Source organism: Nocardioides pinisoli (assembly GCF_024199985.1).
GTDB lineage: Bacteria > Actinomycetota > Actinomycetes > Propionibacteriales > Nocardioidaceae > Nocardioides > Nocardioides pinisoli.
The window spans coordinates 323,639-337,521 of the sequence record NZ_JANARS010000005.1 but is presented as its reverse complement, the minus strand read 5'-3'; the positions used below and the strand labels follow the sequence as shown (position 1 = coordinate 337,521).

The 13,883-nt window shown below is 73.4% G+C and carries 13 protein-coding genes; 11 read left to right on the top strand and 2 right to left on the bottom strand.

The annotated features are described in order from the left end of the window. Positions 1-88 precede the first annotated feature (88 nt). Genes NCI01_RS13445 through NCI01_RS13415 form a run of 7 tightly spaced genes read left to right on the top strand, consistent with a single transcriptional unit; the run spans position 89 to position 7,909 of the window. The gene (locus tag NCI01_RS13445; protein WP_254181992.1) at positions 89-2,335 is read left to right on the top strand and encodes a hybrid sensor histidine kinase/response regulator; all 2,247 of its coding nucleotides are present in this window, start codon (positions 89-91) and stop codon (positions 2,333-2,335) included. Next, positions 2,332-2,709, top strand: a complete 378-nt coding sequence (locus tag NCI01_RS13440; protein WP_254181991.1) for a response regulator — start codon at positions 2,332-2,334, stop codon at positions 2,707-2,709. The genes NCI01_RS13445 and NCI01_RS13440 overlap by 4 nt, the downstream gene beginning before the upstream one ends. After that, positions 2,706-3,812, top strand: a complete 1,107-nt coding sequence (locus NCI01_RS22780) for a response regulator (protein ID WP_254181990.1) — start codon at positions 2,706-2,708, stop codon at positions 3,810-3,812. Before NCI01_RS13440 ends, NCI01_RS22780 begins: the two co-directional genes overlap by 4 nt. Before the next feature lie 4 nt (positions 3,813-3,816). Further along, complete coding sequence (locus NCI01_RS22775) at positions 3,817-5,394, top strand: peptide ligase PGM1-related protein (RefSeq protein WP_254181989.1); 1,578 nt, start codon at positions 3,817-3,819, stop codon at positions 5,392-5,394. Next, a complete protein-coding gene (locus NCI01_RS13425; protein ID WP_254181988.1) occupies positions 5,391-6,002 on the top strand; it encodes a histone deacetylase in 612 nt (203 codons plus the stop codon). The genes NCI01_RS22775 and NCI01_RS13425 overlap by 4 nt, the downstream gene beginning before the upstream one ends. A gap of 25 nt (positions 6,003-6,027) precedes the next feature. Further along, positions 6,028-7,077 (top strand): family 43 glycosylhydrolase, encoded by a 1,050-nt coding sequence (locus NCI01_RS13420; protein WP_254181987.1) that lies wholly within the window; start codon positions 6,028-6,030, stop codon positions 7,075-7,077. 25 nt (positions 7,078-7,102) lie between these two features. After that, positions 7,103-7,909 (top strand): thioesterase family protein, encoded by an 807-nt coding sequence (locus NCI01_RS13415; RefSeq protein ID WP_254181986.1) that lies wholly within the window; start codon positions 7,103-7,105, stop codon positions 7,907-7,909. 2 nt (positions 7,910-7,911) lie between these two features. On the opposite strand, the gene NCI01_RS13410 is transcribed toward NCI01_RS13415, so the two are convergent. After that, positions 7,912-9,030: a hypothetical protein gene (locus NCI01_RS13410; protein ID WP_254181985.1), complete on the bottom strand. Its 1,119-nt coding sequence runs from the start codon at positions 9,028-9,030 to the stop codon at positions 7,912-7,914. A 41-nt stretch (positions 9,031-9,071) separates the two neighbouring features. Between NCI01_RS13410 and NCI01_RS13405 the strand changes: the two genes are divergently transcribed. The 4 genes from NCI01_RS13405 to NCI01_RS13390 are packed head-to-tail and all read left to right on the top strand — an operon-like array spanning position 9,072 to position 12,441. Beyond that, entirely contained in the window at positions 9,072-9,380 is a 309-nt protein-coding gene (locus tag NCI01_RS13405; RefSeq protein ID WP_254181984.1) for a hypothetical protein, read from the top strand. Between the two features lie 5 nt (positions 9,381-9,385). Further along, on the top strand, positions 9,386-10,297 hold the full coding sequence (gene mshB, locus NCI01_RS13400; RefSeq protein ID WP_254181983.1) for an N-acetyl-1-D-myo-inositol-2-amino-2-deoxy-alpha-D-glucopyranoside deacetylase: 912 nt from the start codon (positions 9,386-9,388) through the stop codon (positions 10,295-10,297). After that, positions 10,294-10,680 carry a hypothetical protein gene (locus NCI01_RS13395; protein ID WP_254181982.1) on the top strand — a complete coding sequence of 129 codons (387 nt, stop codon included), beginning with the start codon at positions 10,294-10,296 and terminating at the stop codon, positions 10,678-10,680. The genes mshB and NCI01_RS13395 overlap by 4 nt, the downstream gene beginning before the upstream one ends. Positions 10,681-10,689: 9 nt before the next feature. Beyond that, positions 10,690-12,441, top strand: a complete 1,752-nt coding sequence (locus NCI01_RS13390; RefSeq protein ID WP_254181981.1) for a VanW family protein — start codon at positions 10,690-10,692, stop codon at positions 12,439-12,441. Positions 12,442-12,446: 5 nt separating this feature from the next. Here the strand turns inward: NCI01_RS13390 and aspS are convergent, their stop codons facing one another. After that, entirely contained in the window at positions 12,447-13,742 is a 1,296-nt protein-coding gene (gene aspS / locus NCI01_RS13385) for an aspartate--tRNA(Asn) ligase (RefSeq protein WP_254181980.1), read from the bottom strand. Positions 13,743-13,883 lie beyond the last annotated feature (141 nt).

Genomic DNA, 13,883 nt, shown 5'->3' with positions numbered 1-13,883 from the left:
CCCTACGCGCCATCCCCAATTGGGGGCTTGCTGGCCCACGACGGCGGGAGCACACTCGAAAGCGCGGGGGGGCTGCAGGGACGGTGCCATGGAGGAAGGCCCGACGACGGGAACCGGCAGCGGTGCGCACGTGCACCGCAGGCTGGTCGACGCCCAGGAGCAGGCGTCCGCGACGCGGGAGATCCTCGAGGCCCTCGGACGTGCGGGTGCCGAGCCGGGGAAGATCCTCGACACCATCATCGAGCGTGCCGTCAGGATGTGCCGGGCCCGGGCCGGTCAGCTCTACCTGGTGGAGGGCGACGAGTTCCGGTTGTCCCGCGTCTCCGGGGAGGTCTCCGCGGACTTCGTCCACTACGTCGAGGAGCACCCGGTCGCCATGACCCGCGACAGCCTCCTGGGGCGCGTGGCGCAGGACCGGCGGACCCAACAGATCCAGGACGTGCTCGAGGACCCCGACTACGGTCGCCACGATCTCCAGCACCTCGCCGGCTATCGGACGCTGATGTCGGCGCCCATGATCCTCGACGGCGAGGTGATCGGCATCCTGTCGGTCTGGCGCACCGAGGCGCGTCCCTTCGACGAGGGGGAGGTGGACCTGCTCAGCACCTTCGCCTCCCAGGCGGCGATCGTCCTGCGGCAGGTCGAGCTCGTCGCTGCGCTCGAGACCCGCAGCCAGGAGCTGGCCACCAAGGTCAGCCAGCTCGAGGTCCTGCGCGAGATCGGTGAGGCGGTGAGCTCGAGCCTGGACCTGGAGGAGGTCCTCGGCGAGATCGTCAGCGGCGCCGTACGGCTCACCGGCGCCGACGGCGGCTCGATCATGGAGTACGACACCGCCGAGGACTGCTTCCGGGTGCGGGCCACGGCCGGTGGCACCGAGGAGCTGACCGCTCGGCTGCGTGAGCTCCGCATCGCGCGGGCCACCTCGGCGGTCGGTCGCTCGGCGGCCGAGCGCACCACCCTCCAGGTCACCGACCTCGGTGCGATGCCCCGCGACGAGCACCTCGACGTGCTCCACGCCGACGGCTGGCGCTCGCTGCTGGCCGTGCCCCTGGTCCGGCGCGACCAGCTGGTCGGCGCGCTGGTCATCAGGCGCCGCTCGCGCGGGGGCTTCGACGCCGAGACCCCCGAGCTGCTGCAGACCTTCGCCAACCAGTCGGGCCTCGCCATCGTCAACGCGCGCCTCTTCGGCGAGCTCGACACCAAGCGCGCCGAGCTCGAGGTGGCGAGCCGGCACAAGTCGGAGTTCCTCGCGAGCATGTCCCACGAGCTCCGGACCCCGCTCAACGCGGTCATCGGGTTCTCGGAGGTCCTCCTCGACCGGCTGTTCGGGGACCTCAACGAGCGCCAGGAGGAGTACCTCCGCGACATCTGGGCGTCGGGCAAGCACCTCCTCGAGCTCCTCAACGAGATCCTCGACCTCTCCAAGGTGGAGGCGGGACGCATGGTCCTCGAGCCGAGCCTGGTCTCGGTGCAGGCCTGCCTGGACTACGTCCTGTCCCTCGTGCGTGAGCGGGCCGCGGCCCACCGCATCGAGCTCGGCCTGGAGGTGGCGGACGACGTCGGGATCGTGTGGGGGGACGAGCTGCGGCTCAAGCAGGTGGTGCTCAACCTGGTGTCCAACGCGGTGAAGTTCACCCACGACGGCGGGCGCGTCGACGTCCGGGCCGAGCGCGACGAGGGCGACGTGCTCATCCGGGTGACGGACACCGGCGTCGGCGTGCCGCCGGAGGACCGGGAGCGCATCTTCGAGTCCTTCCAGCAGGGCCGTCGGAACGCGCCCCAGGAGGAGGGCACCGGCCTCGGGCTCACCCTGTCGCGTCGCATCGTCGCCCTCTTCGGGGGGACCCTGTGGCTCGAGCCCCAGTCGGACGCCGGCGGGAGCACCTTCGGCCTCCGGGTGCCGCTGCCGCGCGTCGAGGCCGCGGACGGGGACGCCGGCGGTGGTGGGCGCACCGTCCTCCTCGTCGACGACGACCGCGCCTCGCTGGACCTGATGACCGCCTACCTCTCGGCCACCCCCGTGCAGGCCCTGCGCGCGCACGACGGCCTCGAGGCGCTCGCCCTCGCCCGCACGGCGAGCCCGGTGGCGGTCGTGCTGGACATCCGGCTGCCGCGCATGGACGGCTGGGAGGTGCTGACCCGGCTCAAGGCGGACCCGGCCACCCGGTCCATCCCCGTGGTGGTGGTGTCGATCGTCGACGAGCGGCAGCGCGGCCTGCGGCTCGGGGCGTCGGCGTACCTGCTGAAGCCGGTGCGGCGCGAGGACCTCCTGGAGGCGCTGGGCGTCCCCGGGCTCGGCTCGGACCTCGACGCGGTGGGCGGTGGTGTCCCGTGAGCCCCAAGGTCCTGGTGGTCGAGGACAACGCGCTCAACCTCAAGCTGGTGCGCGACGTCCTCGAGCACGCCGGCTACGACGTGACGGCGGCGGCCACGGGCGAGCTGGGCGTCGCGTCGGCGGTCAGCGAGCCACCCGACCTCGTGCTGCTCGACCTGCAGCTCCCCGGGATCGACGGCCACGAGACGCTTCGTCGCCTGCGCGACGGCGTCCTGCCCGACGGCGTGCCCGTCGTGGCCGTGACGGCCCTGGCGATGGCCGAGGACCGCGACCGCGCGCGCAGCACGGGGTTCGACGGCTACCTCGAGAAGCCGATCAGTGCGCGGTCGCTCCCCGGGCAGGTGGAGCGCTTCCTCGCCAGGGGTGCACCGTGACCGGACGGACCGTGCTCGCGGTCGACGACCAGCCGGCCAACCTGCGCCTCCTCGACGCGGTGCTCTCGCCGCGTGGCTTCGAGGTGCGCACCGCCTCGAGCGGCCAGCAGGCCCTCGACCTGCTCGCAGCGACGCCCGTCGACGTCGTGCTGCTCGACGTGCAGATGCCCGGGATGGACGGGTGCGAGGTGTGCCGCCGGATCCGGCAGGACCCGCGCACGGAGTTCCTCCCGGTCGTGATGATCACCGCCGGCGGCGGCGCGCAGCGCCTCGAGGGACTCGAGGCCGGCGCCGACGACTTCATCACCAAGCCCTTCGACCAGTCCGAGCTGCTGGCCCGGGTCCGCTCGCTCGCGCGGATCAAGGGCTACCACGACACCGTGCGTCGTCAGGCCGACGAGATCGCGGCCTGGAACCGCGAGCTCGAGGCCCGGGTGGTCGCCCAGGTCGAGGAGATCGAGCGCATGGGACGGTTGCGCCGCTTCCTGTCACCGCAGCTCGCCGACGTCGTCGTCAACGACGAGGGACTCCTGGCCAGCCACCGCCGCGAGATCGTCGTCGTCTTCTGCGACTTCCGCGGCTTCACCTCCTTCGCCGAGGCCTCCGAGCCGGAGGAGGTCATGCACGTGCTCGGCGAGTTCCACCTGGCGCTGGGGGCACGGATCGAGGAGCACGGCGGGACGCTCGAACGGTTCACCGGCGACGGCGTGATGGTCTTCTTCAACGACCCCGTCCCGGTGCCCGACCCGGCCGGCGCGGCGATCGCGATGGCGGTGGCGGTGCGCGAGGACGTACGACGCCTCGCCGCCGGCTGGGCGCGCAGGGGGCACGACCTCTCGCTGGGGGTCGGCGTGGCCCAGGGGTTCGCGACGCTCGGCCAGATCGGCTATCCCGGCCGCTCGGACTACGCGGCCATCGGCAGCGTGACCAACCTCGCGGCCCGGCTGTGCTCCGACGCCGGTCCGTGGCAGGTGCTGGTCACGGACCGGGTGCTGGCCCAGGTCGAGGAGCAGGTCGCCGCCGACGTGGTCGGCGACGTCCGGCCCAAGGGATTCAGCCGGCCCGTGCGGGTGCACGACGTGCTGGAGACGACGGGTGGGTAGGCGGGTGGACACCCGGATGGACGAGACGGCGGCGACCCTGGCGGACCTGGACGAGGAGCAGCGCTACGCCCTCTTCGACCATTTTCAGCAGCACCTGCCGGAGGTGTGGAACGTCATGCGACGCGATCGCCCCGAGGAGTCCGCGGTCGTCGTGCCGTCCATCAGCCTCGAGCGCACGACGGCGTCGAGCGGGACGCTGATGCAGGCGATGGAGGAGCGCGCGCTGTTCCAGCTGCTGCTCCTGCGGCAGCCGATGCTGACCCTCGTCTACGTCACCTCCTCGCCCATCGCCGACGAGATCGTCGACTACTACCTCGGGCTGCTGCCCGGGGTCATCCCCAGCAACGCGCGCCGCCGGCTGCGGCTGGTGTCGGTCGGCGACGCGTCGACGCGACCGCTGAGCCAGAAGGTGCTCGACCGGCCGCGCGTGCTCCGTCGCATCCGCGAGCTGATCCCCGACCGGTCGGTCAGCCATCTGATCCCCTACACCACGACCGAGCTCGAGCGTGACGTCGCGATCAGCCTGGGCATCCCGATGTACGGCTCCGACCCGCGCCTCGCGCCGCTGGGCAGCAAGTCCGGCTGTCGTCGGCTGTTCGCGGAGGTCGGTGTCGACGCGCCGGTCGGGGCCGAGGGCCTCCGGACCGTGGACGACCTGGTGACGGCCGTCGCGGCGATGCGGGCCGACCGGCCGACCCTGGCGGAGGTGATCGTGAAGACCGACGAGGGCGTGTCGGGGTCGGGCAACGCGCTGGTCGACCTCTCCGGCCTGCCCGTCCGCGGCGACCCCGGTGAGGCGCCGGCCCTGCGCGCCAGGATCCGCGAGCTGCGGCCCGAGGCGCCGGACCTCGACGTGGACGGGTTCCTCGCCGCCTTCGAGCGCCTCGGCGGCGTGGTCGAGGAGCGGATCACGGGCACGGCCCTCACCAGCCCGAGCGTGCAGATGCGGGTGCTGCCCGACCGGACCGTCGAGCTCCTCTCGACCCACGACCAGCTGCTCGGGGGAGCGAGCGGGCAGCAGTACCTCGGGTGCGTGTTCCCCGCCGACCCGGCGTACTCCCGCCTGATCACCGAGCCGGCCATGGCCGTCGGGCGCGACCTCGCCCAGCGCGGCGTGCTGGGCCGCTTCGCCGTGGACTTCGTCGCCGTCCGCGACGGCGCCGACGACTGGACCGCCTACGCGATCGAGCTCAACCTCCGCAAGGGCGGCACGACGCACCCCTTCCTCACCCTGCAGTTCCTCGTCGGTGGGGAGTACGACGGCGACGCCGGGCTCTACCGCACGGCGTCCGGTGCCCCCAAGTTCCTCGTCGCGACCGACCACCTCGAGGACGACCGTCTCAAGGCGCTCACCCCGCGCGACGTGTTCGACGTCGTCGTGCGCAGGCGCCTGCACTTCGACCACTCCCACAAGACGGGCGTCGTGTTCCACATGCTCAGCTGCGTCACCGAGTGCGGCCGGCTCGGCATGACGGCGATCGGCGACAGCCCCGAGCAGGCCTGGCAGACCTACCAGGACGCCACGGAGGCGCTGCTGGAGGAGGCCGCGCTGGCCCGGGTGCCGGGGACCCTGCCCACGTGACGGACCCGGAGACCTACGTCTGGTACGCCGCCTACGGCACCAACCTGTCGACGGCGCGGCTGCGCTGCTACGTCTCCGGCGGCCGCCCGTCCGGAGCCGCCCGCCACTACGACGGGTGCCGCGACACGTCCCCGCCCCGCGACCACCGGCCCGTCGAGCTGGCCGGTCGCCTGTCCTTCGCCGGCGAGTCGGGGGTGTGGGGCGGCGGGATGGCCTTCTTCGCCGTCGACGGCGGGGACGTCGTGCATGCCCGCGCCTACCTGCTGCGCCTCCAGCAGCTCGGCGACCTGGTCGCACAGGAGGCACGACGCCCGGTCGGGACGGACCTGGTGCTCGCCGTCGACGGTCCGACCCGTCACGGGCTCTCGCGCACCTACGACGTCCTCCTCGACCTGGGCGAGCTCGACGGGCACCGCATGCTCACCCTCACGGGCACGAGCCTCCCTGCTGCCAACGCCCCGTCCGCGGCCTACGTCCGCACGATGCTCGAAGGACTCGCGGACGGGTTCGGGCTGGACGCCGACGCGCGGGTCGCCTACCTGGCGGCAGCCGGCGGGGTCGCGCCGCACTGGAGCGTCGAGGCACTGCGCCGGATGTTGCCCGCGTGAGCCGACGCCGGGGTAGGTTCCCCCGGTGCCGAACCGAGGAGCAGCGCGCCTGCTCGTGCTGCTGCTCGCCGCGACCGTGCTGTCGCTGGCCCGTCCCGCGTCCGCCGAGGAGTGGGTGCCGCGCCCGGTGCTCAACGTGGACTTCCCCGACCCCGCGGTCGTCGCCGCGCCCGGCGGGCTGGTCGCCTATGCCACCGGCGACCTGGTCCCGCACGCGTGGTCCCGGCAGCCCGACGGCCCGTGGCGGCGCGGGCCGAGCCTGCTGACGCACAAGCCGTCCTGGTCGCGCGAGGGCGGGGTGTGGGCGGTGGACGTCGCGCGCGTCCGGGGCCGCTGGCTGCTCTACTACGCCACCCCGGTGAAGGGGATGGGTGAGCACGGCCGCTGCATCGGCGTGGCCCGATCGCGCGCCGCGCGCGGTCCGTTCCGGCCCGTGGGGAGCGCTCCTCTGGTGTGCCCGTCGTACGCCGGCACGCCGACCGCGCAGGACCCGCTGCTGCCGCGCGACCCGACGCTCCCGCGCGCCGGCGTGATCGACCCGTCCTTCTTCCGCGACGTCGACGGGTCGTCCTACCTGCTCTACAAGACCGACCGGATCCCCTCCACCATCCGCGTCGTGGCGCTGACGCGCGACGGCCAGTCGGTGAAGTCCGGGGCGACGAGCCTGGAGCTGCTCCGCTCCGAGGGCGTCCTGGAGAACCCCGTGCTCACCGTGCGCCCGGAGGGCTACGTGCTGCTGGCGTCCGAGGGCGACTGGACGCGCTGCGGCTACGCGACGACCTGGCGGCGGTCGGTCGCGCTGCTCGACTGGTCAGCGGCCGTGGGCGGGGTGTTCCTGGACACCACGACCACCGGCCTCTGCGGTCCGGGCGGCGCCGACCTGGTCGAGCGGCGCGACGGCGAGCTCGCGATGTTCCTGCACGGTTGGACGTGCCGGGGCACCACGCTCCCGTGCGTCGGCTCGGGGAAGTGGGACCACAAGCCGCGGCAGCGCGGGCAGCGGGCGCTCTACGCCGCCGAGCTGGGCTGGGCCGACGGTGTGCCGCAGGTCACCGACTGGCTCCGCGCGCGCTGACCGGGGGCGGACCTACGCTCGGGGGATGGCCTCCGAGTGGGACACCCACACCTCCCTGACCGCCGCCGGCGACGGCCTCTTCGGCGCCCACCTCGACCCGGGCTGGGTGGTCGGCGGCGGCGTCAACGGTGGCTACCTCCTCGGCGTCCTCGGCCGCGCGGTCGCGGAGACTCTGCCCGCGAAGCCGCACCCCCTCGCCGTCAGCGCCTACTACCTCTCGGCCTCGAGGCCCGGGCCCGCCCAGGTCTCCACCCGGGTGCTGCGTGACGGCGGCTCGGTCGCGACCGTGGCGGCCGAGCTCGGCCAGGAGGGTGCCACGCGCATCACCGCGCTGGCGACGTACGGCGACCTGCGGGCGATGCCCACCGACGTGGCCACCACGGCCGAGGAGCCGACCCTGCCACCGGTCGAGGAGTGCGTCGCGGCCTCCCTCGCGCCGGAGGACGTCCGCCGGGCGGCCCCGCTGCTCGAGCGCTTCGACCTGCGCTTCGACCCCGCCTGCGTCGGGTGGGCGGTGGGCGCCCCGAGCGGCAACGGTCACATCCAGGCCTGGTTCCGGATGGCCGACGGCCACGACGTGGACCCCGTCGGCCTGCTGATGGTGTGCGACGCCCTGCCTCCGGTCACCTTCGACCTCGGCCGGCCGGGCTGGGCGCCGACGCTCGAGCTGACCGTCCACGTCCGCGCCGTCCCCGCGCCCGGCTGGCTCAAGGTCTCGCACCGCACCCGCAACGTCGCGGGCGGGATGTTCGAGGAGGACTGCGAGGTCTGGGACTCCGCCGGCCGCCTCGTCGCCCAGAGCCGCCAGCTGGCCCTGCAGCCACGCTCCTGAGCTCAGTCGAACCAGCCACGGTCCATGGCCACGATCCAGCGGCGGCGGGGGTGCTCGGTGACCGACCAGATCCGGTCGGTGGAGGGCCAGTAGGTCAGGTCCTCCGGACCCATCGGCAGCGCCCAGCGTCGCTCCCGCATCGAGCCGGGCCGCCCGGCGAACACGCTCCCGGGCATCCACCGGCCGTTGGAGACCGTGACGTGGTAGCGGTCCGCGGCCACGACGACGCCCTGCATCCGTCGTACGCCGCCCTCGTCGATCGCCAGCGGGCGGGAGAACCCGTCGTCGCCGGTGGCGAGCTGCCAGGTCGCGGGGTCGAGCTCGTAGCGCGCGAGCCGGGTCGTGGCGTCGGGGTCGAGGGCGTACTCACCCGCCAGGAGCGCCGGGGGCTCGGAGCGCCGGTCGAGCGACAGGAAGGAGTAGCGCAGCTTCTCGTGGCCCTCGTCGGTGGCGGCCCGGTAGGTGAAGCGCACCGGCAGCACGTAGCGGTGGCCGTAGGAGTGGACCGAGGTGCCCTCGACGCCGAACCGGTCCGGGTGGTCGTCGTCACCGGCCACCCGCATGATGTCGTCGACCCGGGCGGTCACGAAGCCGCGGCTGGTCGCGGCGATGTGGAGGTAGGGCCCGGCCCAGACGATGCCGCCGGCGTGGATGCTCATCGGCCTCAGCGTGAGGTTGCCCGCCTCGTCGAGGACAGGGGAGACCAGCAGCACGTGGCGGTAGGTACCGGAGTCGAGGTCGACGAAGGTCACCCGGGAGCCGCGCTTCACGCCGTCGCGGCCGGTGGAGTACCAGGTCGTCACCACGATCCGGCGGCCGGCGCCGGCGTCGGTCTGGAAGGCCTCGGTGTCGGAGGCGTCGGCACTGCTGGAGATGCCCTGCGGGTACCACTGCACGTCACGCTCGTCGTAGTCGTCCCACCGGTAGGCCTCGCGCACCGCCCGGCCCAGCAGCCGGGGCACCCGCGCCCGCCGCACCGCGTACTTCAGGTCGCCGAGCAGACCGTCGAGCCCGGTCGGCTCACCGAGCACCGAGGCCAGCGCGGCGATCTCGCGGGCGTTCTCGTCGGTGCGGTGCAGGTGGACCCCTTGCACGGACGGCGGCTGCGAGGCGGTCGACATCCCCCGACCCTAGCCAGCCGGTCCGGTGGACAATGACCCCCGTGAGGGCGATCTTCTTCGACGAGGACCAGGCGCAGGCGGTCGTCGCCCGGCTGCGCGCCGACGGCTTCGAGGCGCACCTCGAGCGCGAGCGGCTGGCGGGCGAGGACGACGACGAGGACCACCCGTGGGCGGTGCTGAGCGACGCTCCCGCCTTCATGCTGGAGGTGCTCGTCGACGCCCACGACGGGTGGCTCGACGAGGACGACGGGACCGGCACGGCCGGCGAACCCCGGGAACAGGGCGGCCCCCCGGCGCCGTTGCACCTGCCGACCGCGCCCAAGCGCATCAAGCGCCCAGACCTAGGCTGACCTCCATGACGCACCGCCCCGACCACCGCCTGCTGCTCGTCCACGCCCACCCCGACGACGAGTGCATCAACAACGGCGCCACCATGGCCCGCTACGTCGACGAGGGCGTGGGCGTCACCCTGGTCACCTGCACGGCCGGCGAGATGGGCGAGGTGCTCGTGCCCGAGCTCTCCTACCTCGCCTACGAGGAGAAGGGCGGGCTGGGGGAGCACCGCCGCGGCGAGCTCGACGAGGCGATGAAGGTCATCGGCGTCACCGACCACCGCTTCCTCGGCGGCTTCGGCCGCTTCCACGACTCCGGGATGGCCTGGCACGAGGAGGGTCACGCCGTGCCCGCCGAGGAGATCCCCGACAACGCCTTCTGGAACGCCGACCTCACCGAGGCCGCCGACGAGCTGGTGGAGGTGATCCGCGAGGTCCGCCCGCAGGTGCTGGTCACCTACGACCAGTTCGGCGGCTACGGCCACCCCGACCACATCCAGGCGCACCGCGTCGCGATGTACGCCGCCCAGCTGGCGGCCGTGCCGTCCTACCGGCTCGAGCTCGGTGAGCCGCACGAGGTCGCGAAGATCTACTGGACCGCGATGAGCGAGTCGCGCATGCGGGAGAGCCTGCGCCAGCTGCGCGAGTCCGGCGACACCGAGACGTTCGCCGGGATGGAGCCCGACGGCAAGCTGCCGCCGTTCGTGACGCCCGACGAGCTCATCAGCGCGCGGGTCGACGGCTCCGCCACCGTCCAGCGCAAGATGGACGCCCTGGCCAAGCACGCCACCCAGGTCGAGCCGGACGGCCACTTCTTCGCCGGCGCCGAGAGCGGCCACTCGTGGTGGTCCGACGAGTACTACCGCCTCGCCAAGGGCACGCCCGGCGCGACGGGCGCGGACGGGTTCGAGGAGGACCTGTTCGCGGGGCTGTGAGCGGGGCTGCGAGGGCGGCCCTGGGGCTGGCGGCCCTGGTCGTCGGGTTCGTGTCCGGGGCTGCTGGCACCCTCGTGCACCAGCGCTGGTGGGGCCTCGCGCTCGCCCTCGGCGCCGCGCTGGCGACGCTGGCCTGGCTCCCGGCGGGAGGGCCGCGACTGGCCTTCGCGGCGGGCTGGTGCGTGCCCGTGCTGCGCGGCGCCCTGGAGCGTCCGGGGGGCGGCTTCCTGATCGGCGCCGACGCGGTCGGGTGGTCGTTCCTGGCCGGGTCCGCCGTGCTCCTGGTGGCGGCCGTGGCGACCGCGGGAGCGGGACGTCGTACGCCCCCGGTGCCCGAGACAGGGCGCGGCGAGGATCCGGGAGTTCGGGGCCTGCCCTCCTAGACTCGCCGCGTGCCGAAGAACCAGACCAGTGACGCGCAGCCCCGCGAGAGGGCGGGCGCCAAGGTCGTGCTGTGGCTGCTCCTCGGGCTCGTGGTGCTGTTCGGCGGGCTCTACGTCGCCGCGCACTACGCCGCCGGCGACAAGGTCCCGCGCAACACGACCGTCGCCGGCGTCCGCATCGGCGGCCACCCCCAGGACGAGGCCGCCGAGCGGCTCCGGGCCGGGCTGGCAGACCGGGTTGCCCGCGACATCGCGACGACCGTCGACGGCGAGCAGGTGGCCGTCGACCCCGCCCAGGCCGGGCTCTCCGTCGACCACGAGGCCTCCGTCGCCGAGGCCGGGGGCGAGGAGAGCTGGGACCCGGTCCGGCTCTGGAACTACTTCACCGGCGGCGAGGCCTTCGACGCCGAGGTCGAGGTCGACGAGGCCACCTACAACACGTTCCTCGCCGGTCTCGACGAGAAGCACGGCGCGACGGCCCGCGACGGGGCGATCGCCTTCACCGGCGCGCGGATCGACACCACCGAGGCCCGCGCCGGCCGGGCGCTGGACCCGAGCGACACGCTGACGGCCCTGCAGGGGGCGTTCCTCGAGGAGGACCCCGAGGTCGTCGCCCTCGAGACCGTCCAGGTGCAGCCCGACATCGACGCCTCCGACGTGCAGGAGGCGCTCGACGGCTTCGCGTCCCCGGCTGTCGCCGCACCGGTGACGCTGACGTTCGAGGGATCGGACGTCAAGGTGTTCCCGGCCGACTACACCGCCGCCCTGACCCTCGTGCCGACCGACGGCGAGCTGGTGCCGACGCTCGACCCGGCCACGCTCAACGAGGTCGTCGGCGCCAAGATCACCCAGGGCGCGCCGGTCGACGCCACCGTCGCCCTGGTCGGCGGCCGCCCCCAGGTCGTGCCCGCCAAGCCGGGCGTCACCTTCGACCCCGCCGAGCTCGAGGCCGGGTTCCTCGCCGCCGTCGCCGCGCCGCAGGGCGAGCGGACCCTCGCCCTCACCGCCACGGTGGCCAAGCCCGACTTCACCACCAGGGAGGCCCGCGACCTGCGGGTCCGCGAGCGGGTCTCGACGTTCACCACCTACTTCCCCTACGCGGAGTACCGCAACGTCAACATCGGCCGCGCCGCGGAGGTCATCGACGGCACGCTCCTCAAGCCGGGCGAGACCTTCTCCCTCAACGACACGGTCGGCGAGCGCACCGAGGCCAACGGCTTCACCAAGGGCTACGTCATCAACGACGGGATCCTCGTGCAGGACCTCGGCGGGGGCGTCTCGCAGATGGCCACCACCTTGTTCAACGCGATGTTCTTCGCCGGTCTCGAGGACGTCGAGCACAAGCCGCACTCGTTCTACATCGACCGCTACCCGGTGGGCCGCGAGGCGACCGTCGCCTGGGGCGCGGTCGACCTGCGCTTCCGCAACGACACCCCCTACGGCGTGCTGATCGACACCTCGTTCACCGACTCCACGCCGTCGTCCTCGGGCGCGGTGACCGTGACGATGTACTCCACGAAGCACTGGGACATCACGACCACCACGGGTGAGCGCCACAACCTCACCCAGCCCGAGACCCGGCGCATCGACTCGCTGACCTGCCACCCCAACGAGGGCTTCGGCGGCTTCGACATCGACGTGGTGCGCTACTTCCGGCCGGTCGGTGAGAACACCGAGACGCGTGAGGACGAGGTCTTCAGCACGACCTACACCCCCAGCGACACGGTGATCTGCACCAACCCCGACGCCGTCGACGAGTAGCGCTCCTACGGCGCCAGCCGGTTGAGGTCGCGCGGGAAGAGCGTCACCTCGCGCACGTTGGCCGCCCCCACCAACCGGCCGACCCAGCGCTCGAGCCCGATGGCGAACCCGCCGTGCGGCGGCATCCCGTGACGGAACGCCTGCAGGTAGGCGTCGTACGTCGCCGGGTCCTCGCCGCGCGCGCGGATCGCCCGCTCGTAGTCCGACACCCGGTGCAGCCGCTGGCCGCCGGTGACCAGCTCGAGGCCGCGGAACAGCAGGTCGAAGCTGTTGGACGACCGCTCCGTCGCTCGAGCAGGCGCTCCGGCGCCGTCACGGGACCACGGGTGCGTGTAGAACGGCCGCTTCGCCAGGGGCTGGCCCTCGACGGCGACGAGGTCGCTGCCGTGCTCCGCGAGCGCCCACGCGCTGACGGCGCGCTCGTGCTCGGGCGCGAGGTCCGGCTCGTCGGCCGGCGCCCCCACGAGCGCCAGCGCGTCCCTGAAGTGGATGACCGGCACCTCGTCGGGCACGACAGGCAGCGACGCGCCCGTGCGGGACACCGCCTGCTCCTCCGCCCGGACGGCGTCGACCATGCCGGCCAGCACGTCACGCAGCACGGCCAGCACGTCGCGGTGGTCCTCGATGAAGCCGAGCTCGACGTCGAGCGAGCGGTACTCGGCCAGGTGGCGCACGGTGTCGTGCGGCTCGGCGCGGAAGACCGGCCCCACCTCGTAGACCCGCTCGAAGACCCCGACCAGCTGCTGCTTGTAGAACTGCGGGCTCTGCGCGAGGTAGGCCTCCCGCCCGAACCAGTCGACCGGGAAGACCTTGGCTCCCGACTCGGTCGCGGTGCCGACGATCTTCGGGGTGGTCACCTCGGTGAAGCCGAGGCCGTCGAGGGTCGCGCGGAAGCCGCGGAGGGAGGCGGCCGCGAGCTCCCACCGCGCCCGCTGGGCCGGGTGTCGCCACAGCACCGGGGCGTGGTCGAGGAGCGTCGGCAGCGAGACGTCGAGGTCCGGTCGCCACAGCTCGGCGGGCGGTGTCGCGGCGTCCTCGGTCAGGGCGAGCACGGTCGCGTCGGTGACCTCCGTGCCGCCGGGTGCCTGCGGGTTGCGGGTGGCGGTCCCGGTGACGCGTACGGTCGTCTCCTCGGCCGGCACGGCGGCCCCGGCGGGCAGGACGACCTGCGCCAGGCCGCTGCGGTCGCGCACGACCAGGAACGTCACGCGCGCGAGCTGGCGGCGGCGGTGGACCCACCCCTCGAGCGTGACGGTCGAACCGGCCTCGGCGGTGCCGAGCGACGAGCAGAGCGATCTCATGATGTCCTCCAGGTGGATGAGGCCCTGGAGGTGTGGGCGGGGGCTAGGTCGCGGTGCCACCACACCTTCGCCGGGCTGGCTCCGTTTCGGGAGGTGCCCGGCCTCTCGTCGGTGACGCCGGACGCGCGGACGGCCGCTGCT

Bases quoted from the DNA above. Each gene is read 5' to 3' on its own strand.
- NCI01_RS13445 (WP_254181992.1), top strand. From the start codon at position 89: ATGGAGGAAGGCCCGACGACGGGAACCGGCAGCGGTGCGCACGTGCAC.
- aspS (WP_254181980.1), bottom strand. From the start codon at position 13,742: ATGAGATCGCTCTGCTCGTCGCTCGGCACCGCCGAGGCCGGTTCGACC.
- NCI01_RS13415 (WP_254181986.1), top strand. From the start codon at position 7,103: ATGGCCTCCGAGTGGGACACCCACACCTCCCTGACCGCCGCCGGCGAC.
- mshB (WP_254181983.1), top strand. From the start codon at position 9,386: ATGACGCACCGCCCCGACCACCGCCTGCTGCTCGTCCACGCCCACCCC.
- NCI01_RS13410 (WP_254181985.1), bottom strand. From the start codon at position 9,030: ATGTCGACCGCCTCGCAGCCGCCGTCCGTGCAAGGGGTCCACCTGCAC.